21 protein-coding genes, 1 tRNA gene and 1 pseudogene are annotated in these 22932 nt (G+C 71.3%); 19 read left to right on the top strand and 4 right to left on the bottom strand.

Features of this window, described 5'->3' with window-relative positions:
• Positions 1-28: 28 nt before the first annotated feature.
• The 10 genes and pseudogenes from AB5J55_RS16235 to AB5J55_RS16190 all read left to right on the top strand — a co-directional run bounded on the left by AB5J55_RS16235 (position 29) and on the right by AB5J55_RS16190 (position 11922).
• Positions 29-313 (top strand): DUF3039 domain-containing protein, encoded by a 285-nt coding sequence (locus AB5J55_RS16235; RefSeq protein WP_328427332.1) that lies wholly within the window; start codon positions 29-31, stop codon positions 311-313.
• Positions 314-529: 216 nt separating this feature from the next.
• Entirely contained in the window at positions 530-1843 is a 1314-nt protein-coding gene (locus tag AB5J55_RS16230; protein WP_369271364.1) for an extracellular solute-binding protein, read from the top strand.
• Between the two features lie 41 nt (positions 1844-1884).
• Entirely contained in the window at positions 1885-2844 is a 960-nt protein-coding gene (locus AB5J55_RS16225) for a carbohydrate ABC transporter permease (RefSeq protein ID WP_369276200.1), read from the top strand.
• Positions 2845-2849: 5 nt separating this feature from the next.
• Positions 2850-3701: a carbohydrate ABC transporter permease gene (locus AB5J55_RS16220; protein WP_369271363.1), complete on the top strand. Its 852-nt coding sequence runs from the start codon at positions 2850-2852 to the stop codon at positions 3699-3701.
• Position 3702: 1 nt separating this feature from the next.
• A complete protein-coding gene (locus tag AB5J55_RS16215) occupies positions 3703-5334 on the top strand; it encodes a beta-N-acetylhexosaminidase (RefSeq protein WP_369271362.1) in 1632 nt (543 codons plus the stop codon).
• Between the two features lie 226 nt (positions 5335-5560).
• The gene (locus tag AB5J55_RS16210) at positions 5561-6454 is read left to right on the top strand and encodes a xanthine dehydrogenase family protein subunit M (RefSeq protein ID WP_369271361.1); all 894 of its coding nucleotides are present in this window, start codon (positions 5561-5563) and stop codon (positions 6452-6454) included.
• A gap of 526 nt (positions 6455-6980) precedes the next feature.
• Positions 6981-7079: pseudogene (locus AB5J55_RS16205) on the top strand (IS5/IS1182 family transposase); the annotation flags it as partial.
• Positions 7057-8076 carry a 2Fe-2S iron-sulfur cluster-binding protein gene (locus AB5J55_RS16200; RefSeq protein ID WP_369271360.1) on the top strand — a complete coding sequence of 340 codons (1020 nt, stop codon included), beginning with the start codon at positions 7057-7059 and terminating at the stop codon, positions 8074-8076. The pseudogene AB5J55_RS16205 and the gene AB5J55_RS16200, both read left to right, overlap by 23 nt.
• Positions 8073-10382, top strand: a complete 2310-nt coding sequence (locus AB5J55_RS16195) for a xanthine dehydrogenase family protein molybdopterin-binding subunit (protein WP_369271359.1) — start codon at positions 8073-8075, stop codon at positions 10380-10382. Before AB5J55_RS16200 ends, AB5J55_RS16195 begins: the two co-directional genes overlap by 4 nt.
• A gap of 340 nt (positions 10383-10722) precedes the next feature.
• A complete protein-coding gene (locus AB5J55_RS16190; protein WP_369271358.1) occupies positions 10723-11922 on the top strand; it encodes an SUKH-4 family immunity protein in 1200 nt (399 codons plus the stop codon).
• Between the two features lie 106 nt (positions 11923-12028).
• Here AB5J55_RS16190 and AB5J55_RS16185 read toward each other — a convergent pair whose 3' ends face one another.
• Positions 12029-13279: an LPXTG cell wall anchor domain-containing protein gene (locus AB5J55_RS16185; RefSeq protein WP_369271357.1), complete on the bottom strand. Its 1251-nt coding sequence runs from the start codon at positions 13277-13279 to the stop codon at positions 12029-12031.
• 236 nt (positions 13280-13515) lie between these two features.
• Between AB5J55_RS16185 and AB5J55_RS16180 the strand changes: the two genes are divergently transcribed.
• Entirely contained in the window at positions 13516-13920 is a 405-nt protein-coding gene (locus AB5J55_RS16180; RefSeq protein ID WP_369271356.1) for a hypothetical protein, read from the top strand.
• A 26-nt stretch (positions 13921-13946) separates the two neighbouring features.
• Here AB5J55_RS16180 and AB5J55_RS16175 read toward each other — a convergent pair.
• Positions 13947-14021, bottom strand: a tRNA-Cys gene (locus AB5J55_RS16175).
• Positions 14022-14224: 203 nt separating this feature from the next.
• Between AB5J55_RS16175 and AB5J55_RS16170 the strand changes: the two genes are divergently transcribed.
• The 8 genes from AB5J55_RS16170 (at position 14225) to AB5J55_RS16135 (ending at position 22122) form a co-directional block, all read left to right on the top strand.
• Positions 14225-15679 carry an MFS transporter gene (locus AB5J55_RS16170; protein WP_369271355.1) on the top strand — a complete coding sequence of 485 codons (1455 nt, stop codon included), beginning with the start codon at positions 14225-14227 and terminating at the stop codon, positions 15677-15679.
• Between the two features lie 64 nt (positions 15680-15743).
• Positions 15744-15944 (top strand): hypothetical protein, encoded by a 201-nt coding sequence (locus tag AB5J55_RS16165; protein ID WP_369271354.1) that lies wholly within the window; start codon positions 15744-15746, stop codon positions 15942-15944.
• Positions 15941-16315, top strand: a complete 375-nt coding sequence (locus AB5J55_RS16160; RefSeq protein ID WP_369271353.1) for a type II toxin-antitoxin system death-on-curing family toxin — start codon at positions 15941-15943, stop codon at positions 16313-16315. Before AB5J55_RS16165 ends, AB5J55_RS16160 begins: the two co-directional genes overlap by 4 nt.
• Positions 16316-16454: 139 nt before the next feature.
• On the top strand, positions 16455-18263 hold the full coding sequence (locus tag AB5J55_RS16155; protein WP_369271352.1) for a DEAD/DEAH box helicase: 1809 nt from the start codon (positions 16455-16457) through the stop codon (positions 18261-18263).
• A 387-nt stretch (positions 18264-18650) separates the two neighbouring features.
• Positions 18651-19292, top strand: a complete 642-nt coding sequence (locus tag AB5J55_RS16150; protein WP_369271351.1) for an IclR family transcriptional regulator — start codon at positions 18651-18653, stop codon at positions 19290-19292.
• Between the two features lie 83 nt (positions 19293-19375).
• On the top strand, positions 19376-20158 hold the full coding sequence (locus tag AB5J55_RS16145; RefSeq protein ID WP_369271350.1) for a chorismate synthase: 783 nt from the start codon (positions 19376-19378) through the stop codon (positions 20156-20158).
• Entirely contained in the window at positions 20155-21264 is a 1110-nt protein-coding gene (gene menC, locus AB5J55_RS16140; RefSeq protein WP_369271349.1) for an o-succinylbenzoate synthase, read from the top strand. The genes AB5J55_RS16145 and menC overlap by 4 nt, the downstream gene beginning before the upstream one ends.
• A 66-nt stretch (positions 21265-21330) precedes the next feature.
• The gene (locus tag AB5J55_RS16135) at positions 21331-22122 is read left to right on the top strand and encodes a PDZ domain-containing protein (protein ID WP_369271348.1); all 792 of its coding nucleotides are present in this window, start codon (positions 21331-21333) and stop codon (positions 22120-22122) included.
• Here the strand turns inward: AB5J55_RS16135 and AB5J55_RS16130 are convergent.
• The gene (locus AB5J55_RS16130) at positions 22119-22310 is read right to left on the bottom strand and encodes a hypothetical protein (protein WP_369271347.1); all 192 of its coding nucleotides are present in this window, start codon (positions 22308-22310) and stop codon (positions 22119-22121) included. The two genes, AB5J55_RS16135 and AB5J55_RS16130, sit on opposite strands and share 4 nt — an antisense overlap.
• Positions 22307-22903, bottom strand: coding sequence for an ArsR/SmtB family transcription factor (locus tag AB5J55_RS16125; RefSeq protein ID WP_369271346.1), 597 nt, complete (start codon positions 22901-22903; stop codon positions 22307-22309). Before AB5J55_RS16125 ends, AB5J55_RS16130 begins: the two co-directional genes overlap by 4 nt.
• Positions 22904-22932: the final 29 nt, after the last annotated feature.

The raw sequence follows: 22932 nt of genomic DNA, 5'->3' as shown, positions 1-22932 counted from the left end.
GCCTGTGAGCTTCAGTACCCTTGGCGATATGAGCACTCTCGAGCCCGAGCGCGGGACTGGTACGGGAACCCTCGTAGAGCCGACGCCGCAGACGTCCCACGGCGACGGAGACCACGAGCGCTTCGCCCACTACGTCCAGAAGGACAAGATCATGGCGAGCGCCCTCGACGGGACCCCCGTCGTGGCGCTCTGCGGCAAGGTGTGGGTGCCCGGCCGCGACCCGAAGAAGTACCCGGTGTGTCCCATGTGCAAGGAGATCTACGAGTCCATGGGCGCCGGCGGCGACAAGGGCAAGGACGGCGACAAGAAGTAGCGGTCCCTTCCGTTCGGCAGACGTAAGGCCCTCAGAGTGCGTTTTGCGCGCCCTGAGGGCCTTTGTGCTGTCCGTGCGTTGCAGGGAGTGCGTTCGCCGGTCACAGAGTGGTTGAGACCTCTTGTGATCGCGTTCATGAAGTCCCTAGCCTCCGAGTGTTGTGCACAGCGAAACCGTCATTGCGCATGTTGCAACACTCCATCGGAGGAGCACTCCATGAACGCCAGGAAGCCGTCCGTCCGTTTCCTTGGGGCCACCGCTCTCGCGGCAGCCACCCTGATCGTCTCCGCCTGCGCCCCGCAGACGTCCACCAACTCCTCCTCCGACAAGGACGAGAAGACCGGCACCCTGCGGGTCTGGCTCTTCCAGGAAGTCGGCAACAAGCCGAAGGAGAAGGTCGTCGACTCCGTCGTCACCGCCTTCGAGAAGGCCCACGAGGGCACGAAGGTCGACGTCGAGTACATACCGATCGAGACCCGCGCCCAGCGCGTCAAGGCCGCCTTCAACGACCCGAAGTCCGCGCCCGACGTCATGGAGTACGGCAACACCGACACCGCCGGCTATGTGAAGGACGGCGGACTCCTCGACGTCACCAAGGAGTTCGGCGCCTGGAGCGAGGCGAAGGACACCGACCCCACGGCCAAGCAGTCCGTCACCGTGGACGGCAGGATCTACGGCGCGCCCTTCTACGTCGGAGTCCGCGCCCTGTACTACCGCACGGACGTCTTCGAGGAGCTCGGCCTCGAAGCGCCGAAGACCATGGACGAGTTGGCCGAGACGGCCCGTAAGATCCGCGCAGCGAAGCCCGAGCTGTACGGACTCGTGGTGGGCGGGGCGTACACGTACGGCGCGATGCCGTTCGTGTGGGCCAACGGCGGCGAACTCGCCACCGGCAAGGGCGGCTCGTACGCCTCCGCCATCGACAGCGCGGCCGCCCAGAAGGGCATCAAGGCGTACACGTCCCTGTTCAGCGACGACAACTGTCCCGCCGCCAAGTGCGCCGGCATGGGCGGCAACGACACGATCACCGCGTTCGCTGCGGGCAAGGCGGGCATGGCGATCGGCGGCGACTTCAGCCACACGGCCGTGGAGGCCGGGAAGGCGAAGGGCAAGTACGCGGTCGTGCCGCTGCCGGGCGTGAAGGCCGGCTCCATCGCGCCGGCGTTCGCGGGCGGCAACAACATCGGGGTCCTGAAGAGCACCTCGCACCGCACGCTGGCCGTTGACCTCATGGAGCAGCTGGCCTCGAAGAAGACCCAGACCTCGATGTTCGACGCGATGGGCTTCCTGCCCACCTTCTCGGACGTACGGCAGCAGGTCGCCGCCGAGGAGCCGTACGTCAAGCCCTTCGCGCAGACCCTGTCCGCCGGCACCAAGTTCGTCCCCGCGTCGCCCGCGTGGGCGCAGATCGACTCCTCGCTCGTGCTGCCGACCATGCTCCAGGAGGTCATCAGCGGCAAGAAGGACGTGGCGGCGGCTGCGGGGGAGGCGGCCACGAAGATGGACGCCGCGTTCGGCTCCGCCGGGTGACGCGGGTGCCCAGTGGGTCGGGGGTGGTGGAGCGTCGGCGGGTGCGGGTGGATCGTGGCTGGTCGCGCCCGCGCGGCGGTAGCGGCAAATTCAGCAAGGCCCCGCGCCCCCAGGGGCGTCCGCGTGGGCGCGGTCGGACGACACCCTGGCTCTATCTCGCCCCCGCACTCGTCGTCCTCGGTGGGCTGCTCGTCTATCCCATCTATCAGCTCGGGCTGATCTCGTTCTTCGAGTACACGCAGGCGCAGGTCAGTGGTGGGGAGCCCACCACCTTCCAGGGGTTCGGCAACTACTCGGAGTTGTTCTCGGACTCCCAGTTCTGGCAGGTGCTGCTGGCCACGGTGGTGTTCGCGGCGGCGTGTGTCGTGTCGACCCTCGCCGTCGGGTGTGCGCTCGCCGTGCTGCTCACGCGCGTGCGTGCCGTGCCGCGGCTCGCGTTGATGCTGGCGGCGCTGGGGGCGTGGGCGACGCCGGCCATCACCGGGTCGACCGTGTGGTTGCTGCTGTTCGACCCGGACTTCGGGCCTGTGAACCGCATCCTGGGGCTCGGTGACCACTCGTGGACGTACGGGCGTTTCAGCGCCTTCTTCCTCGTCCTGCTCGAAGTGGTGTGGTGCTCCTTCCCGTTCGTGATGGTGACGGTGTACGCCGGCATCCGCTCCGTACCGGCCGAGGTACTGGAGGCCGCCGCGCTGGACGGTGCCTCGCAGTGGCGGATCTGGCGGTCGGTGCTGGCGCCGATGCTGCGGCCGATCCTCGTGGTGGTGACCATCCAGTCGGTCATCTGGGACTTCAAGGTCTTCACCCAGATCTACGTCATGACGAACGGCGGCGGCATCGCGGGCCAGAACCTCGTGCTGAACGTGTACGCCTACCAGAAGGCCTTCGCGTCCTCGCAGTACAGCCTCGGCTCGGCGATCGGCATCGTGATGCTGCTGATCCTGCTGGCGGTGACGCTGGTGTATCTGCGGCTGCTGCGCAGGCAGGGGGAGGAACTGTGAGGTCCGTGAAGTCCGTGGGTTCCCTGCCCTTCGTACGGCGGCCCTGGCGGCTGCTCGCGGAGGTGTCCGCGCTGCTGATCGCCGTCGTGGTGGCGTTTCCGCTGTACTGGATGGTGCTCAGCGCCTTCAAACCGACCGGGGAGATCGAGTCCAGCGAGCCGCGGCCCTGGACGCTGGCCCCTTCCCTGGATTCCTTCCGGCGGGTGTTCGAGCAGAACGAATTCGGCCGCTACTTCCTCAACAGCCTTGCCGTGGCGTGCACGGTCGTGATCGTCTCGGCGCTGATCGCGTTTCTCGCGGCAACCGCGGTGACACGATTCCGGTTCCGCTTCCGGACCACCCTGCTGATCATGTTTCTGGTGGCCCAGATGGTGCCGGTGGAGGCCCTGGCGATCCCCCTGTTCTTCCTCATGCGGGACTTCGGCCAGCTGAACACGCTCGGCTCGCTGATCCTGCCGCACATCGCCTTCTCGCTGCCGTTCGCGATCTGGATGCTGCGGGGGTTTGTGAAGGCGGTTCCCGAGGCGCTGGAGGAGGCCGCGTACATCGACGGGGCGAGCCGGTCGCGATTCCTGTGGCAGATCCTTTTCCCGCTGGTCTTCCCGGGGCTCGTGGCCACGAGCGTGTTTTCCTTCATCTCGGCCTGGAACGACTTCCTGTTCGCCAAGTCCTTCATCATCAGCGACACTTCGCAGTCGACCCTCCCCATGGCTTTGCTCGTCTTCTACAAGCCGGACGAGCCGGACTGGGGCGGCGTCATGGCGGCGTCGACGGTGATGACGATTCCGGTGCTGATCTTCTTCGTGCTCGTGCAGCGACGGCTGGTGTCGGGGCTGGGCGGAGCGGTAAAGGACTGACGTGACTCCTGAGACGGACCTGATTCCCTCGCCGCGCGTGATCGAGGGGCCCACGCGCTGCGGTGTCCCGCTGGACGAGGCCACCACCGTGTACGCCGCTCCCGGTACGGGGACCGTGGAACGCTGGCTGCGCTCCACCGTGGGCGCGGCCCTCGGTCTGCCGCTGGCGCCGGGGACGGAGGACGACCCCAACTCCGTACGGCTGTACCTGGACGACACCCTGGAGCCGGAGGCGTACAAACTCAGCGTCGTCGTCAACTGGGGCGTGGAGATCCGCGGAGGCAGCGCGGCCGGCGTCTTCTGGGGCGCCCAGACGCTGCGCCAGCTGCTCGGGCCGGACGCCTACCGGCGTGCCCCTGTCCGGCCGGGCGTCACCTACGGAATCCCGCACCAGACCATCGAGGACGCCCCCCGATTCCGCTGGCGCGGCCTCATGCTCGACGTCTCCCGGCACTTCATGCCCAAGGACGGCGTCCTGCGTTATCTCGATCTGATGGCCGCCCACAAGCTCAACGTCTTCCACTTCCATCTGACGGACGACCAGGGCTGGCGCGTCGAGATCAGGAAGTACCCCCGGCTCACCGAAGTCGGCTCCTGGCGCGCGCGTACCAAATTCGGCCACCGGGCCTCCCCGCTGTGGGACGACAAGCCGCACGGTGGCTTCTACACCCAGGACGACATCCGCGAGATCGTCGCGTACGCCGCCGAGCGGCATATCACCGTCGTCCCCGAAATCGACGTACCCGGCCACTCGCAGGCCGCGATCGCCGCGTACCCGGAACTCGGCAACACCGACGTCATCGACACCTCCGCACTCACCGTCTGGGACACCTGGGGGATCAATCCGAACGTACTCGCCCCCACTGACAACACCCTGCGCTTCTACGAGGGGGTGTTCGAGGAACTCCTGGAGCTGTTCCCCTCGGAGTTCATTCATGTCGGGGGCGACGAATGCCTCAAGGACCAGTGGCGGCAGTCGCCGACCGCGCAGGAGCGCATCAGGGAACTCGGTCTGAAGGACGAGGACGAGCTCCAGGCGTGGTTCATCGGCCACTTCGACAAGTGGCTGGCCGCGCGCGGGCGCAGGCTGATCGGCTGGGACGAAATCCTGGAGGGCGGGCTCGCGGAGGGCGCGGCCGTGTCGTCCTGGCGCGGCTACGCGGGCGGCATCGCGGCGGCCCGCGCGGGCCACGACGTCGTCATGTGCCCCGAGCAGCAGGTGTATCTGGACCACCGTCAGGACGGGGGCGACGACGAGCCGGTGCCGATCGGGTACGTCCGCACCCTGGAGGACGTCTATCGGTTCGAGCCCGTTCCCGCGGAGTTGACGCCGGACGAGGCCCGGCACGTGCTCGGGACGCAGGCCAACGTGTGGACCGAGGTGATGGAGGACCACGCGCGCGTGGACTACCAGACCTTCCCGCGCCTCGCCGCCTTCGCCGAGGTCGCCTGGAGCAGCCTCCCGGCCCCGGCGGAACGGGACTTCGCCGGCTTCGAGCGGCGGATGGCAGCCCACTACGGGCGACTTGACGCCCTGGGAGTCGCGTACCGTCCGCCGACCGGACCGCGGCCGTGGCAGCGGCGCCCCGGGGTCCTCGGGCGCCCGATCGACGGCCCGCCCCCGAACAGGTAATTGAAAAAAACCGGCAAGGTGTCACCGAAGAGTGTCAATCGGTACTCACCGGTGATGCCGTGCGAAAACGGACCATCTCCCCGATGAGGTGGGCGAATGCCTCCTAGCGGACCCGTGTCCTCGGGTCCTGCGAAGATGTGCCAGAGTTGCCACGTCCGCCCTGTCAGCACGTACCGTACGGCAGCACAGGTGGGACCAGGTGGGGCAGCGGGAAGGGGCAGCCGGTTTGACCACGCACGCACCGCAGGCGGCGCAGTCCGTCACGCTGCCCACGACGCTGGACGAGGCCGTGGCGGCACTGGCCGCCATGCCCGCCGCCGTGCCCGTCGCGGGCGGCACCGACCTCATGGCCGCCGTCAACTCCGGGCAGCTCAGGCCCGCCGCGCTGGTCGGCCTCGGCAAGATCAGCGAGATCCGCGGCTGGCAGTACCAGGACGGCCACGCCCTGCTGGGTGCAGGCCTCACGCACGCGCGCATGGGCCGCCCCGACTTCGCCGCGCTGATCCCGGCGCTCGCCGCCGCCGCACGAGCCGCGGGCCCGCCGCAGATCCGCAACGCGGGCACCCTGGGCGGAAACATCGCCTCGGCGTCCCCGACCGGTGACGCCCTGCCGGTCCTCGCCGCCCTCGAAGCGACCCTGATCATCGCGGGCCCGGGCGGAGCCCGCCGGGAGATCCCGGTGTCGCACCTGCTGGCCGGCATGGAGATGCTGCGCGCCGGCGAACTCATCGGCTACGTGCGCGTGCCGCTGCTGCACGCCCCGCAGGTCTTCCTCAAGGCCACCGGCCGCACCGGCCCGGGGCGCGCCATGGCGTCCGTCGCCGTCGTCCTCGACCCCGCCCGGCGCGGCATCAGGTGCGCGGTGGGCGCCATAGCGCCGATGCCGCTCAGGCCGCTGGACGCCGAGCACTGGGTCGCCCAGCTGATCGACTGGGACAACAACCGCGCGATCGTCCCCGAGGCGCTGAACGCCTTCGGGGAGTACGTCTCCGCGGCCTGCATCCCGGACCCGACGCCGGCCGAGGACGGCTCCGTACCGCAGCATCCGCCCGCCGTACTGCACCTGCGGCGCACCGTCGCCGCGCTGGCCCGACGAGCACTGGGGAGGGCGCTGTCGTGACCGACGACCAGCACGGAGAGGGCACGCCCCAGGGCGCGGGCCGCTGGGACCCGCTGCCCCACGGAGACTACGACGACGGCGCGACCGCCTTCGTCAAACTCCCCGAAGGGGGCATCGACGCCCTCCTGGCCTCCGCCGACAGCCCGCTCGCCGCGCGCGGCCACGGCTATGTGCCCCCGCAGATAACGACCGCTCCGGGAGCGGGTGCGGACCCGGCCGCCCCGGGCGGCTGGCCGGTCGCGGGTGCGCCCGACGGCAGCGCCCAGTGGCCCGACCCCAACGCCGTGCCGCAGGACGGCGGCACCGGCCAGTTCCAGTACAACCCCGGGGCCACCCAGCAGTGGAACTTCTCGGAGACCGCCGCGGGCCAGGAGGCCGCTGCCGCGCCCCGGCACGACGTGACCGGGCAGTGGTCGATCCCCGTCGCCGACGGTGACCTTCCGGACGAATCGGGCGAGTTCACCACATCGTCCCTTGTCGAGCAGTGGGGCGGAACGCCTCCGGCCACGCTGCCGGGCGGCGCGCCCGCGCCGTGGGCGACGCAGCCGGCCGGGCAGCCGTGGGCACCGCACGCGGACGCCGCGGCGGCGACCGGGGAAGCGGTGGAAGCCGGGCCCGCGGCCGGGCACCCGACGGACGCCGGGCACGTGCCCGGACGGCCGGGGCACCCCGGCGCGTATTCCGGTGACCAGCCCGGCGAGCGCCCGGCCGCGCACCCGCAGGACCAGCCCGCCGGTGGCGCACCCGACTTCGCCGCCGAGCCGCCCGCCCAGGACTCCGCCGAAAACGCTTCAGAGGCCCCACAGGCCGCTTCCGGGCCCGCCGGCCCCGCCACGGACGCCGGGGCCGCCGCAGAGGCCGCAGAGGGCCCGGCAGAGGCTTCCGCCGCGCCCGGGCCGGCCGAGGAGGGCCACTCCGACGCCGAGGCCGCCCAGGAGACCGAACGGGCCGCCGGCTCCGACGACGCACCGGCGCCCTCCGGCGAGGAACACCCCCTCGCCTCCTACGTGCTGCGCGTCAACGGCGTCGACCGGCCCGTCTCGGACGCCTGGATCGGCGAGTCGCTGCTCTACGTGCTGCGTGAGCGACTCGGCCTCGCGGGCGCCAAGGACGGGTGCTCGCAGGGTGAGTGCGGGGCGTGCAACGTGCAGGTCGACGGACGGCTCGTGGCGTCCTGCCTGGTGCCCGCCGTCACCGCCGCCGGAAGCGAGGTCCGTACCGTCGAGGGCCTGGCCGCCGACGGGCAGCCCTCCGACGTGCAGCGCGCGCTCGCGCGGTGCGGCGCGGTGCAGTGCGGCTTCTGCGTGCCCGGCATGGCGATGACCGTGCACGACCTCCTCGAAGGCAATCCGGCCCCGACCGAGCTGGAGACCCGCCAGGCGCTGTGCGGCAACCTGTGCCGCTGCTCCGGCTACCGGGGCGTGGTGGAGGCCGTCAAGGAGGTCGTAGCCGAACGCGAGGCCCACTCGGCGGCCGACGGCGGCGAACAGGACGGCGACGAGCCGCGTATCCCTCACCAGGCAGGCCCTGGAGCCGGCGGGGTCCACCGCTCGGCGTTCGAGGCCCCCGGTGCCATGGGACCGCATGACCAGGCGTACGGCCAGGACGGAGGCCAGGCGTGAGCAACGAAGCCGCCACCGCGACCACAGCCGCGGAGGCAGCCCCCGCCCCCGATCAGATCCCGCACGGCCTCGGCGCGTCCCTGCCGGCTGCCGACGCCCGTGCCAAGACCGAGGGCACCTTCCCGTACGCGGCCGACCTGTGGGCCGAGGGCCTGCTGTGGGCGGCCGTACTGCGCTCGCCGCACCCGCACGCGCGCATCACGTCCATCGACACCACCCACGCGCGCGAGATGCCCGGCGTCCGGGCCGTCGTCACGCACGAGGACGTGCCGGGCAGCCCGCTGCTGGGCCGTGGCAGGGCCGACCGCCCGGTCTTCGCCTCCGAGGTCGTACGCCACCACGGCGAGCCCATCGCCGCAGTGGCCGCCGACCACCCGGACACCGCGCGCCTGGCCGCCGCGGCCGTCATCGTCGAGTACGAGTTGCTCGATCCGGTGACCGACCCCGAGCAGGCCTTCGAGGCCGAGCCGCTGCATCCCGACGGCAACCTCATCCGCCACATCCCGCTGCGCCACGGCGACCCCGACGCGGCCGGCGACATCGTCGTCGAGGGCCTGTACCGCATCGGCCGCCAGGACCCGGCCCCCATCGGCGCCGAGGCGGGCCTCGCGGTACCGCGCCCCGACGGCGGCGTGGAGCTCTACCTCGCCTCGACCGACCCGCACACCGACCGCGACCGCGCCGCCGCCTGCTACGGCCTGGAGCCCGAGCGCGTCAAGGTCGTCGTCACCGGCGTCCCCGGCGCCACCGCCGACCGCGAGGACCAGGGCTTCCAGCTCCCGCTCGGCCTGCTGGCACTCAAGACCGGCTGCCCGGTGAAGCTCACGGCCACGCGCGAGGAGTCCTTCCTCGGCCACACGCACCGGCATCCCACCCTGCTGCGATACCGCCACCACGCGGACGCCGAGGGCAGGTTGGTCAAGGTCGAGGCGCAGATCCTGTTGGACGCGGGCGCGTACGCCGACACGTCCTCCGAGGCCCTGGCCGCCGCGGTCGCCTTCGCCTGCGGCCCGTACGTCGTCCCGAACGCCTTCATCGAGGGCTGGGCCGTACGCACCAACAACCCGCCGTCCGGTCACGTACGCGGCGAGGGTGCCATGCAGGTGTGCGCCGCCTACGAGGCGCAGATGGACAAGCTGGCCAAGAAGCTCGGCGTCGACCCGGCCGAACTGCGCCTGCGCAACGCGCTGGCGACGGGCGACGTACTCCCGACGGGCCAGACCGTGACATGCCCGGCCCCCGTCGCGGAACTGCTCCAGGCCGTACAGGACCACCCCCTGCCGGCGCTCCCCAAGGACACACCCGAGGACGAGTGGCTGCTGCCCGGCGGCCCCGAGGGCGCGGGCGAACCCGGCGCCGTGCGACGGGGCGTGGGCTACGGCCTGGGCATGGTGCACATGCTCGGCGCCGAGGGTGCGGACGAGGTCTCCACGGCGACCGTGAAGGTCCACGACGGCGTGGCGACGGTGCTGTGCGCGGCCGTCGAGACGGGCCAGGGCTTCGCGACGCTGGCGCGGCAGATCGTCCAGGACACGCTGGGCATCGACGAGGTGCACGTGGCGCCCGTGGACACCGACCAGCCCCCGGCGGGCGCGGGTTGCCGCGGCCGTCACACCTGGGTGTCGGGCGGCGCGGTGGAACGGGCCGCCAAGATGGTGCGTACGCAGCTGCTGCAGCCCCTGGCGCACAAGTTCGGCATGTCCACGGAGCTGCTCCAGATCACGGACGGCAAGATCACGTCGTACGACGGTGTCCTGTCGACCACCGTCACCGAGGCGTTGGACGGCAAGGAGCTGTGGGCGACGGCCCAGTGCCGCCCCCACCCGACCGAACCGCTCAACGACGCCGGCCAGGGCGACGCCTTCGTGGGCATGGCCTTCTGCGCGATCCGCGCGGTCGTCGACGTCGACATCGAACTGGGCTCGGTCCGCGTGGTCGAGCTGGCGCTCGCCCAGGACGTCGGCCGGGTGCTCAACCCGGCCCAGCTGGAGGCGCGCATCGAGGCGGGCGTGACGCAGGGTGTGGGCATAGCGCTCACGGAGAACCTGCGCTCCGCGCGTGGCCTGATCCGCCACCCGGACCTCACGGGCTACTCCCTGCCGACTGCCCTGGACGCCCCCGACATCCGGATCGTGAAGCTGGTCGAGGAGCGGGACGTGGTCGCGCCCTTCGGCGCGAAGGCGGTGAGCGCGGTACCGGTGGTGACCTCACCTGCGGCCATCGCGTCGGCCGTGCGCGCCGCGACGGGCCGCCCGGTCAACCGCCTCCCGATCCGGCCGCAGGCGGCGGTGGTGACCGGCCAGTGAGCCGGCTCCGGCTGTCCTGCCGACCGTCCTGCCGACTGCTCTGACGGACGGGGCCCGCCCTCGCCGTGGATCGCTGCTGTGGGCGGCCCCTCGGAGTTGAGCGTGCGGGAGACCGTGGCGGCGATTCTCGCCGTGACGGAAACCCCGGTGAAGGGAACGCTCAAGGGTGGGCCGAGCGTCTACTGATGTGAAGCGCTGTCATGGGTCGGGCTGATTCAGCGGGCGTTGTCAGTGGTGGCGCGTAGTGTTCTGGGCAGTGGGGACGGCGGCCGGGGTCGGCGGGCCGGTCGGTCGGCCGTGTCGTGCCCCGGGGTGGTGGGAAAGCGCATGCGGGGGAGCCATGAGCACGACGATCACGACGCACGCCGGTGATACGGCGATCATTCTGAGCGAGGCAGCGCTGGATCCGTACGTCACGCACGCGTCGACGCGGCGTTGGCTGACGGGACCCGGACTGCCGGGCGACAGCGGGGTGTTGAGCTTCGCCGAGCTGTGCCGGGACGGCCTGCGGACGGTGGCGGACTCCACGGGCGATCCGGCGGGCCGGCTGGCGGCGGAGTTGCGGGACCAACTGGTGATAGGCGGACTGCTGGGTCCCGGCGGCCTGGAGACGGAGTCGGTCCTGCTGGACGGCGCGACGGGCGAGGTCTCGACCACGTACTTCCTGCACGACCGCCCCGACCTGATGGACCGCCGCGCGCTGGCACCGTCACTGCGGACGCTGGTCCGGTTCGCCGAGGCGACGGACGAACTGGCGGGTCTGCGCGGCCAGTTCGCCTCCTACGTCGGCCGCTACGGCCCGCAGGCGGTGGCGGACGCGTCCCGGCATCTGCTGGCGGTGTTCGAGGAGGGCGCGGGCGGCGAGCCGGCGCCGTTCTGGAGGATGGCCGCCCTGATCCGCCCCCTGGCACTCGTCGCGGGCCGCGCCGGGCACTCGGGCCTCGCCCTGGACCTGCCCCGGCGCCTCCTGGACCAGGAGTTCGGCCAGGGCAAGGTGGTGCGCTTCGAGGAGGTCGACTTCCCCGCCACGCTCACGCACGAGCCGACGCGCCACTTCCTGCGCGAGGTCGGCCTGCCGGAGGACGGCTTCCTGTTCTCCCTCGACACCGATGTGCCGCTGCAGACGCTGGCCGAGTACTACGCCGACGACGATTGGTCGTCGGAACTGCCGCTCGGGGCCGGCCACTTGATACGCCTCGGCCATCTCGTCGAGGACAACAGCCTGGTCATCGACGGCGCGACGGGCGCGGTCCTGAACTGGAGCGAGCCCGAGGCGAGACTGTTCCCCCTGAACACGGACGTCTCCACCCTCGCCTTCACGCTCTGGCTGCTGCACCGCGAGCAGGCGATCGACGAGCAGTCGGGCCACGCCCTGACGACCGACACCTACGACCAGCTGGCCATGACCATGCTCCAGGTCCTGTCGACGGTCGACCCGACCGGCATCAGAGCGGCGGGCGGGGACGGGCGGCACTACTGGACCGAGGTGTTCCAGGACGAGTCGAGCGGGGTGCTGGAGTCGGTGGGCGGGGCGTGGTGAGGCACGCGACGCGGGGCTGGGCGGCCGGCTGAGCACCGAGACCCTGGAAGGGCCCGCCTGCTCCGGACCCACGTCGCGCGGCCGACGCCGTATCGCTGAGGCGTCGTCAGGAGGACTTGCCGACGGCCCGACGACGGCGCACGGCCAGGACCAGGACACCGCCGAGGGCCGCCGCGGCGGCTGCGGCGCCGGCGATGAGCGGGGTGCCGTCGGAGCCGGTGCTCGCCAGGTTGCCGTTCACGGATCCGGTGGAGCCGCCCGTCGAGGTGCCGGCCGACGCGGAGCCGGTGCTGCCTGAGCCGCCCGTGCTGCCGCTGCCGCCCGTGGACTGGCCCTCGGGGTCGTTGCCGGCCGTGGTGGAGCCGCCGTCCGTGGAACCGCCGCCGGTGGAGGAGCCACCGGACGTGGACGGGCCGGGCTCGTAGTCGGTCGGGATGGCGATGCGGATCTCGGCCTTGTCGTTGGCGGGGTTCTTGTCGAAGGCCGGGTGGATGTCGTAGACGGAGGTCGCCTTCACCTCGCCGGTGGTGGTCCGGGCGTCCTCCTCGATCTTCAGCATGAAGGTGAAGGAGAGGGACTCGCCCACGTCCATGGTGTGGTCGGCGGGCCAGCAGACGTACGTGGACTTGCCCGGCGTCCCGGCGGGCCCGGACGGACCGTCGATCCCGAACGGTGCGCAGTCCTCGGGCACTTCGGCGGCGACCGTGTCCTTCGGGATCCGCACCATGAGTGCCGGCTGGTCGTCGCTCTCCTGGTTCTGGATCCAGCCGGGGCCGCCGTTGCGGAGCTTCACCGTGATGGACTGCCTGTCGCCCGCGAGGGCCTCCGTGTCCTCACCGACGGCGACGAGGTCGGCGGTGCTGTCCGCGGTCAGGGTCAGGCGCCGGTTGCTGTCGTCGAACCCTTCGCCCGGGGCCTCACCGGTGGCCGAGGTGCCGTACTCGACCGCCTCCATCAGGGCCTTGGGCAGCGCCTTGAAGCGCACGGGCGTCTCGACGGAGGCGCCGGGTTCGATGACGGTGTCGAGCTCGCAGAGCGCCTGGCGGACCTTGTCCCCGACGGTCGAGTAGGTGCAGCCCTCGACGGCCCCCGGGAAGTCGAGCCCCCGGGTCAGCCGGACCCGGAAGGTGACGCCGTCCGCGGCCGCGGTGCCCTTGTTGGTGATGACGACCTTCTCGTCGTACACGTCGCCGGGCTTGGGAGACGCACTCGGCAGGCTCGAGATCACCAGGGAGGGGTCACCCTCCTCCGCGTGCGCCGCGGGGGCGACGACTGCGGGAAGCGCCGCGACGGCGGCGGCAGCGGCCACGAGGGCCGCCGAGTGACGGATGTGTGAGGGGCGGATGCGCTGGCGCACGGATGGGTCTCCTCGTGGGGCGGGAAGTACGGCGACCGGAGGTTTGCCCTCCAGTCATGTACTGGACACCTTGAGGGCGCCCGGGGTTGTGCTCTCCGTACGAGGAACCGTCGCTGGGCCGTGAGGAATTGTCCGTATTGGACATGCTGGGCGGACTTTCTCCGGTCTCATGTACTCGGCTGCAGCTGAGTACATGAGCCCTGTTCGCGCGACGGGCGAGCCGCGACGCTTGGCCCATGAGCCAAGGACCACTCAGACCCGCTTCCTCGCTGCTGCCGACCCTCGTGACGGTCGGCATATCGCTCGCGGTGTGGGCCGCCTGGCTGGGCTGGGACCAGCACCGCGACATACAGCCGGACGGCACGACGACCGGCCCGTACGAGGCGTGGCAGGTGATCGGCCTGGTACTGACCCTGCTGATGCCGGTGTACTGGGCGGCCTCCCGGCACCACGGCCCGGCCGCCGTGCTCGGCCCCACGATCGGCCTGACCGTCGCCGCCTTCCACGACTGGTCGGACGACGCCTCCGGCCTGTACATGGTCGGAGTGGTGATGGTCATGCTGGGGAGCCTCGCCGCGACCGCCGCGGTTTCCGCAGTGATCGGAGCCATGTCCCGGGACGGACGGCGAGCCGCGCACTGAGGCCGACGAGGACGACGGCGAGGGGGTGGAGGCCGTGGCGGGATTCGAACCCACGTAACTCGCTTTGCAGGCGAGCCCCTGAACCACTCGGGCACACGGCCGTTGCACCGGCTTCGGGCGGTTGGCCCTGGTCGGTGAATCGACCGTAGGCGGGGGTGTCCGGGCCGATCAAGGGAATGGGTGGCCCTGCAATGGGACTGCCACACCGCGTTCATGAACGCCGTCGGTCGTACGACCAAGGTCCCAGCCCGTGGCCGTCTTCCGACAGGGGTCAATGTCAGTTGTGGCCCTTACGCTGGCGGACATGACTGCCCTCGAGCCGCGCGACGCCGGTGTCGCGAAGAGATCCGATGTCCCCTTGGTCCCCGAGTCCGAGGAGACCGTGCTGAGCCGGGACCACCGGGCCCTGAGCATCGGGATCGTCTCCGTCGTGCTGCTCATCGCCTTCGAGGCGACCGCCGTCGGGACGGCCATGCCGGTGGCGGCGCGGGAGCTGCAAGGGGTGTCGCTGTACGCCTTCGCGTTCTCCGGGTACTTCACCACCAGCCTGTTCGGGATGGTGCTCGCGGGGCAGTGGTCGGACCGGCGGGGGCCGCTCGGCGCGCTCACCGCCGGGATCGCCTCCTTCGGGGCCGGGCTGTTGCTGGCCGGGACCGCGGGAGCGATGTGGCTGTTCATCCTCGGGCGGGCCGTGCAGGGGCTCGGCGGCGGGCTGGTGATCGTCGCGCTGTACGTCGTCGTCGGGCGGGCTTACCCCGAGCGGTTGCGGCCGGCGATCATGGCGGCGTTCGCGGCGAGCTGGGTCGTGCCGTCGATCGTGGGACCGCTGGCCGCCGGGGCGGTGACCGAGCATCTGGGCTGGCGCTGGGTGTTCGTCGGGATTCCGGTGCTCGTCGTGTTTCCGCTCGCGCTCGCGCTGCCGCAGATACGGCGGCGGGCGGGAGGACCGGTCGACGCCTCCGCCCGCGGCACCTCGTTCGACCGGCGGCGGATCCGGCTCGCCCTCGGCATCTCACTCGGCGCGGGGCTGCTCCAGTACGCCGCCCAGGACCTGCGGTGGCTCTCCCTCGTCCCCGGCGTCGCGGGCGCCGCGCTCCTCGTGCCGGCCGTGCTCGGCCTGCTCCCGCGCGGCACGTACCGGGCGGCGCGCGGGCTGCCGTCCGTGGTGCTGCTGCGCGGGGTCGCGGCGGGGTCGTTCATCGCGGCCGAGTCCTTCGTGCCGTTGATGCTGGTCACCCAGCGAGGGCTGTCGCCGACGCTCGCCGGGTTCTCGCTCGCCGCCGGTGGCGGGACGTGGGCGCTGGGTTCCTGGATGCAGTCGCGGCCGCGGGTGGAGCCGTACCGGGAACGGCTGATGACGCTGGGGATGGTGCTGGTGGCGGCCTCCATCGCCGCCGCGCCGAGCGTCCTGATCGACTCCGTGCCCGCCTGGACCGTCGCCGTGGCGTGGGCGTTCGGCTGCTTCGGGATGGGGCTGGTGATCTCCTCCACCAGCGTGCTGCTGCTCCATCTCTCCGCCCCCGAGGAGGCCGGCACGAACTCCGCCGCCCTCCAGATCTCCGACGGCCTGTCCAACGTCGTGCTCCTGGCGGCCGGCGGCGCCGCCTTCGCCGCCCTGGGCGGCGGCACGGTGAGCCACGCGGTCGCGGGGGCCTCCGGCGCCGGGTCGCATCCGGCGGCGTTCGCGGCGGTGTTCCTGCCGATGGCGGGGGTGGCGTTGGTCGGGGCTTGGGTGACCACTCGGTTGCGGGAGCGGTGAGACCCGGCGGGCGTGAGCCGTAAACCGCTCGCCCGCTCCACGGCCCGCTCCCTATCGTCCTCGCATGAACGACTTCACCGTCTTCCTCCCGCCGGACGTCCGGCGGGAACTCGAAGACCTGGCGGATGCCACGGGTCGTGCCCCCGAGGACATCGCGCTGGAAGCCGTACGGCATCGGCTGGCGCGGGAGTCGTCACCGGTGCGGGTCATGGCGGAGTCGCTGGCCGACGCCCACGCCGATCTGCTGCGGAGGCTCGGCGAATGACCAGGCACCTCACGGTCGCGGAGGTCGCGGCGATCGCCCGGATCGCCTTCGGCGGGCGGGCCCCCGAGGTCCGGGAGACCGGGCTGTTCGCCTCCGCCGTGCACCGCCCCCGCGCCCGCATGTTCGGCAGCGTGGCCTACGACGACCTGTATGAGCAGGCTGCCGCGCTGCTGCACGCCATCGCGACGAACCACCCGCTCGTCGACGGGAACAAGCGCACGGCCTGGCTCGCCGCCGCGACCTCTCTCGGTGTCAACGGCGTCGACCTCGCGGGCTGTGACCAGGACGCCGCCTACGACCTGGTCATCGATGTCGCCTCCGGTGACGAGGGGGACATCGCGGTGATCGCGGGCCGGCTGCGGCGGTTGTGACGTCGGTCCCACCCACGTGTGACCCGGCCCCGCTCGCCCATGGACACGGTCGGGCCGCCGGTAGGGTGGCCCGGTTGTCATACGTAGCCGAGTCACCAACACCCGTACGCCGAGCCGCCCGACCCAGTCCCCGGAGACCGTGACTACCACCGCCGCCAGCTCCAGCTCTGCCTCCCACTCCCACCACCTGTCACCCGCCTTCCCGGGCCGCGCCCCCTGGGGCACCGCCAGCAAGCTGCGTGCCTGGCAGCAGGGGGCGATGGACAAGTACATCCAGGAGCAGCCGCGTGACTTCCTCGCGGTCGCCACGCCCGGCGCCGGAAAGACGACGTTCGCGCTGACGCTTGCCTCCTGGCTGCTGCATCACCATGTCGTGCAGCAGGTCACCGTGGTCGCGCCGACCGAGCATCTGAAGAAGCAGTGGGCGGAGGCGGCCGCGCGCATAGGCATCAAGCTGGATCCCGAGTACAGCGCCGGCCCGCTCGGCAAGGACTACCAGGGCGTCGCCGTGACCTACGCGGGTGTCGGCGTGCGGCCCATGCTCCACCGCAACCGGGTCGAGCAGCGCAAGACCCTCGTCATCCTCGACGAGATCCACCACGCCGGTGACTCCAAGTCCTGGGGCGAGGCCTGCCTGGAGGCCTTCGAGCCCGCCACGCGACGACTCGCCCTCACCGGTACGCCGTTCCGGTCCGACACCAACCCCATCCCCTTCGTGACGTACGAGGAGGGCAACGACGGGATCCGGCGGTCGGCCGCCGACTACACCTACGGCTACGGGAACGCGCTGGCCGACCACGTCGTCCGGCCGGTCATCTTCCTGAGCTACAGCGGCAACATGCGCTGGCGCACCAAGGCGGGCGACGAGATCGCCGCGCGGCTCGGCGAACCCATGACCAAGGACGCCGTCAGCCAGGCCTGGCGTACGGCGCTGGATCCGCGCGGCGAGTGGATGCCGAGCGTGCTGCGCGCCGCCGACCAGCGGCTGACCGAAGTCAGGAAGGCCATCCCGGACGCCGGTGCGCTCGTCATCGCCTCCGACCAGGACTCCGCGCGCGCGTACGCCAAGCTGATCCGTGAGATCACCGGCAACAAGGCGACCCTCGTCCTGTCCGACGACGCCGGGGCGTCCAAGCGGATCGACGACTTCAGCGGCAACAACGACCGGTGGATGGTCGCCGTACGCATGGTGTCCGAGGGCGTCGACGTGCCGCGGCTCGCCGTCGGCGTGTACGCCACCACCATCTCGACCCCGCTCTTCTTCGCGCAGGCTGTCGGCCGTTTCGTGCGATCCAGGAGGCGCGGCGAGACCGCCTCCGTCTTCCTGCCGACCGTCCCCGACCTCCTCACCTTCGCCAACGAGATGGAGGTCGAACGCGACCACGCCCTCGACAAGCCGAAGAAGGAGGGCGAGGAGGACCCGTACGCCGAATCCGAGAAGGAGATGGAGGAGGCGAACAAGGAGCAGGACGAGGACACCGGCGAGCAGGAGCAGTTCTCCTTCGAGGCGCTGGAGTCCGAGGCCGTCTTCGACCGGGTGCTCTACGACGGCGCCGAGTTCGGCATGCAGGCCCACCCCGGAAGCGAGGAGGAGCAGGACTACCTCGGGATTCCCGGCCTGCTCGAACCCGACCAGGTTCAGATGCTCCTCCAGAAGCGGCAGGCCCGGCAGATCGCGCACAGCCGCAAGAAGCCGGACGCCGAGGCCGACTTGCTGGAGCTGCCCGCCGAGCGCCGCCCCGTCGTCTCGCACAAGGAGATGATGGAGCTCCGCAAGCAGCTCAACACGATGGTGAGCGCGTACGTCCATCAGAGCGGCAAGCCGCACGGGGTGATCCACACCGAGCTGCGCCGGGTCTGCGGCGGACCGCCGAGCGCCGAGGCCACGGCCGGGCAGCTGCGGCAGCGCATCGCCAAGGTCCAGGAGTGGGCCACCCGGATGCGGTGACGCTGGGCGCTGTGCCTTGGCCGGGGTGTCGGCTGGGGTGCTGTCGTGTTCCGGCCGCGGGCCGGTGGGGGCTTGTCGCCAGTTCCCCGCGCCCCTGGGCGGCGCATCACGCCCTGCGCGTTTCAGGGCAAACAGGTGTGGTCCGTACCGGTCGTTGCCCGGATTCTGGACGGAGCCTTCCGCTCAGCGAACCGGCTTCGCTAATGTCCCGCTACGCACACGCCCCGTGGCAGCGCCGCCGCGGAGCGCAGCCGTGAAGCGACGCGGTCCGGACAGTCAGTCCGGGCCGCCGGCCGATCGGCGGCCTCTGAAGCGCGTCACTGACGGGACTCGGTGACGCACCCGCCGCGAGGGGGCTGCCGACCTCACCACTAAGGAGTGGGCGTCGTGACCGCGGAGACCTCTCAGACGCTCGACCGGGGACTGCGCGTCCTCAAGCTGCTGGCCGACACCGACCACGGGCTGACCGTCACCGAGCTTTCCAACAAACTGGGCGTGAACCGGACCGTTGTGTACCGGCTGCTCGCCACGCTTGAACAGCACGCCCTGGTACGCCGTGACCTGGGCGGCCGCGCCCGCGTCGGACTCGGTGTGCTGCGCCTGGGCCGACAGGTGCATCCGCTGGTACGGGAGGCCGCGCTGCCCGCGCTGCGTTCGCTGGCCGAGGACATCGGGGCGACGGCCCATCTGACGCTGGTGGACGGCACGGAGGCGCTGGCCGTTGCCGTGGTCGAGCCGACGTGGACGGACTATCACGTGGCCTACCGGGCCGGTTTCAGGCACCCGCTGGACCGCGGTGCCGCGGGCCGGGCCATACTCTCCGCCCGGCAGCAGCCGATGGAGGAGCCCGGATACACCCTGACCCACGGGGAGTTGGAGGCGGGAGCGAGCGGGGCCGCCGCGCCATTGATAGGCGTGACGGGCGTCGAGGGCAGCGTGGGCGTGGTGATGCTGGCCGACGCGGTGCCGGAGCGGGTGGGGCCGCGGGTCATGGACGCTGCTCGGGAGGTGGCGGAGGCGTTGCGCTGACGCGGCTCGGGAGGTGGCGGAGGCGTTGCGTTGACGCGCGGGTGCACTAGGCAGGGCCCCGCACCACCTCCGACACTCGTGTCATGACCTCACTGAGCATCCGCACCGTCCACGAGCCCGCCGGGTTCACCGCTGTTGCCGACTACTTCAGTGACGTATGGCAGACGCCCCGCACCGCACCGCCCTTGCTGCCCGAGACGCTGAACAGCCTCGCCCACGCGGGAGGGGCGGTGCACGCCGCGTACGACGGGGAACGGCTCGCCGGTGCCTGTGTCGCCGTGTTCGGGCCGCCGGCGTCGCGGGAGACGTACTCGCTGCTGGCCGCCGCCGAGCGGGGGCTCGGGCAGCAGATCAAGCGGGCGCAGCGGGCCTGGGCGGTGGAGCTCGGGGCGCTCACCATGCGCTGGACCTTCGATCCGCTGGTCGGCCGGAACGCCCGGTTCAACTTCGTCAAACTGGGCGCCAACGGCACCGGCTATCTCGTCGACTTCTACGGCCCCATGGCGGACGGCGTGAACGACGGCGACGAGAGCGACCGACTGGAGGTGACCTGGGACCTGATCGGGCCACCGCAAGGGCAGTCGGACCATGCCGGGCCCGGCACGCCGGATCGCGAGGCCGCGCCCGCCACCCACACGGCCCCCGACGGCGGGCCGCTCGCCCGCCGGGACCCGCAGGACCGGTATGTCTGGTGCCGTGTACCGGACGACATAGTGGCGCTGCGGGCCGCGGACCCGGAGCTGGCGCTTGGCTGGCGGCGGGCCGTGCGCGAGGTGTTCACAAAGGCCTTCGCCGACGGGTTCACGGCGACGGACATGTCCCGGGACGGCTGGTACACGCTCACCCGCCGGGAGGCCACCTCGTGAAACTCGAACGCGTCGAGATCGTCCACGTGGCGATCCCGCTGGTCAGCCCCTTCCGTACGTCCTTCGGCACGATGACGACGAAGGACACCTTCCTGCTGCACGTCGTCACGGACGCGGCCGAGGGCTGGTCGGAGTTCGCGGCCGACCCCGAGCCGCTGTACTGCTCGGAGTTCGTGGCCGGCGCGGAGATCGTCCTGCGTGACTTCCTGCTGCCGCGCGTCGCCGCCCTGCCCGTGCTCGGTACGGCCCACCTCGCCCCGGCGATGGCGGGGATCAAGGGCCACGAGCTGGCGAAGGCGGCGCTGGAGACGGCCGTCCTCGACGCGGAACTGCGGTCGTACGGGATGCCGCTGGCCACGTATCTCGGGTCGGTGCGCGAGCGGGTGCCGGCCGGGGTGTCGGTCGGGATCAGGGGGACGGTCGCCGAGTTGCTGGACGATGTCGAGGGGTATCTCGCCGAGGGGTACGTCCGGATCAAGCTGAAGATCGAGCCGGGCTGGGATCTGGAGCCGGTACGGGCCGTGCGCGACCGCTTCGGAGCGGACCTGCCGCTCCAGGTCGACGCCAACACGGCGTACACGCTGGCGGACGCCGAGCATCTGCGGCGGCTGGACGAGTTCGGGCTGCTGCTGATCGAGGAGCCGCTCGCGGAGAACAACCTGTACGCCCACGCCCGCCTCCAGCAGCGCATCGCGACCCCCGTCTGCCTGGACGAGTCCCTGCACAACGCCGCCGACACCGCGTCCGCGATCGCGATGGACGCCTGCCGGGTGGTGAACGTGAAACCCGCGCGGGTCGGGGGATACCTGGAGGCGCGGCGCGTGCATGACGTGGCGTACGCGCACGGGACGCCGGTGTGGTGCGGCGGCATGCTGGAGACGGGCATCGGCCGCGCCCCGAACCTCGCGCTGGCGGCCCTGCCCGGCTGCACGCTCCCCGGGGACACGTCGGCGTCCAGCCGCTACTTCGCCGAGGACATCACGGAGCCGTTCGTGCTGGTCGACGGCCATCTTCCGGTGCCACGGTCGCCGGGCATCGGGGTGGCGCCGGTGCCGGAGACACTGCGGCGCTTCACGAAGGAACGGCGAGACCTGTACGTGACCTGAATGGGGCAACCTGGGCAGCTCCGACCTGCGCCTGGCCGGAACCCGCCGCCACGTTAGATTGATCCCGTGCTCTCTCGTCTCACGCGCCCCCGGGCCATCGCCGTCTGCGCCCTGCCGGTCGTGGCCCTGCTCGCCACGGCCGCCTTCGCGCCGCTGCCGTTCTCGCTGACGCAGCCCGGTCTGACGGCGAACGTGCTGGGCGACAACAAGGGCGCACCGGTGATCACGATCACCGGGGCGCCGACCCGGGACACGAGCGGCCAGCTGCGCATGACGACCATCGAGGCGACGTCCCCCGACACGGACGTGCGGTTCGGTGACGTGATCGACGCCTGGTTCAGCACGGAGAAGGCGGTCATGCCGCGTGACTCGGTCTATCCGAGCGGGCAGAGCACGCGGGAGATCGAGCAGTACAACACCGAGCAGATGAAGGAGTCCCAGGACGCCGCGACCGAGGCCGCGCTGAACTACCTGGACCTCAACGACAAGAACATCAAGGTCACCCTCACCCTCGCGGACGTGGGCGGCCCCAGCGCCGGCCTCCTCTTCTCCCTCGGCATCATCGACAAGCTGAACGGCAACGGCGAGGGCGGCGACCTCACGGGCGGCCGCAGCATCGCCGGCACGGGCACGATCGACGCGGCGGGCAAGGTCGGCGCGGTCGGCGGCGTCTCCCTCAAGACCCAGGCCGCCAAGCGCGACGGGGCGACGGTCTTCCTGGTGCCGAAGGCAGAGTGCGGCGACGCGAAGGCGGAACTGCCGGAGGGGTTGCGGTTGGTGCCGGTGACCACGCTGAAGGGGGCGGTGGGGGCGCTGGAGGCACTGGAGTCGGGGAAGGGCGCTGTGCCGAGCTGCTAGCTGGTGGCCACGGTCGCTTGCGGAGGGGTGGCGAGGCGCAGGCCGATCTCCACTAACGTCCAGCCGAGGCGGGCCCGTAGGTGGCGGGGCTGTCTGGCCTGGACGGCCAGGCGGTGGGCGTCGGCTTGGGCCTGGAGGTCGGCCGCGTGCAGGTGGTGCAGGGAGAGATGCGTCTCGGGGTCGGTCATCGGAGCTCCTCCGGGTCCGTGGCGATGGGGAAGACGTGCGTGTGGAGGCGGACCTGCTCCGCGTCCGGGTCGTCCTCGGCGGCCTCGTGCGCCTGGTAGCTGTTGAGCAACTCGTGCACCTTGCCGATGAGTTCGCGTGAGCGCTCGGGTGTCAGCCGTAGCGTGAAGTCGCTCAGGTCCATCGAGTGGTCCGTCCATCGCGGGAACCATCTGTCGCGGGTGGACAGCCAGGAGGACAGCTCGCGGGTGTGCTGGTTCACGAGTTCGTGCAGCAGTAGGTCGGCCGCGCCGCGGACTGCCGGGTCCGGGCTCTGATACAGGTTCTCGTCCATCGCGATCCCTGAGTCCACGGCCCGCCACCAGCGCTCTCGCCCCTTGCCGTGCTCAGGGGCGTCCTCGACGAACCCGTGCGCGGCGAGCTGGCGCAGGTGGTAGCTGGTGGCTCCGCTCGACTCGCCCAGCCGCTCGGCGAGCATCGAGGCCGTGGCGGGTCCGTTCCGTCGTAGCGCGTTGAGCAGCTCCATCCGCAGGGGATGAGCGAGCCCACGCAGCGAACGCGCGTCGAGTTTCCGTACGTTGTGCTCTTCCGGCATGCGTACAAAGGTAGCTATGCAAAGGTTGC

The organism is Streptomyces sp. R11, assembly GCF_041051905.1.
Taxonomy (GTDB): Bacteria; Actinomycetota; Actinomycetes; order Streptomycetales; family Streptomycetaceae; genus Streptomyces.
The sequence above is the reverse complement of the archived record's forward strand: the minus strand, read 5'-3'. Positions and strand labels throughout refer to the sequence as shown.

Bases quoted from the DNA above. Each gene is read 5' to 3' on its own strand.
- AB5J55_RS16170 (WP_369271355.1), top strand. From the start codon at position 14,225: ATGACTGCCCTCGAGCCGCGCGACGCCGGTGTCGCGAAGAGATCCGAT.
- AB5J55_RS16145 (WP_369271350.1), top strand. From the start codon at position 19,376: ATGACCTCACTGAGCATCCGCACCGTCCACGAGCCCGCCGGGTTCACC.
- AB5J55_RS16180 (WP_369271356.1), top strand. From the start codon at position 13,516: ATGAGCCAAGGACCACTCAGACCCGCTTCCTCGCTGCTGCCGACCCTC.
- AB5J55_RS16190 (WP_369271358.1), top strand. From the start codon at position 10,723: ATGAGCACGACGATCACGACGCACGCCGGTGATACGGCGATCATTCTG.
- AB5J55_RS16230 (WP_369271364.1), top strand. From the start codon at position 530: ATGAACGCCAGGAAGCCGTCCGTCCGTTTCCTTGGGGCCACCGCTCTC.
- AB5J55_RS16165 (WP_369271354.1), top strand. From the start codon at position 15,744: ATGAACGACTTCACCGTCTTCCTCCCGCCGGACGTCCGGCGGGAACTC.
- AB5J55_RS16160 (WP_369271353.1), top strand. From the start codon at position 15,941: ATGACCAGGCACCTCACGGTCGCGGAGGTCGCGGCGATCGCCCGGATC.
- AB5J55_RS16130 (WP_369271347.1), bottom strand. From the start codon at position 22,310: ATGACCGACCCCGAGACGCATCTCTCCCTGCACCACCTGCACGCGGCC.
- AB5J55_RS16125 (WP_369271346.1), bottom strand. From the start codon at position 22,903: ATGCCGGAAGAGCACAACGTACGGAAACTCGACGCGCGTTCGCTGCGT.
- AB5J55_RS16235 (WP_328427332.1), top strand. From the start codon at position 29: ATGAGCACTCTCGAGCCCGAGCGCGGGACTGGTACGGGAACCCTCGTA.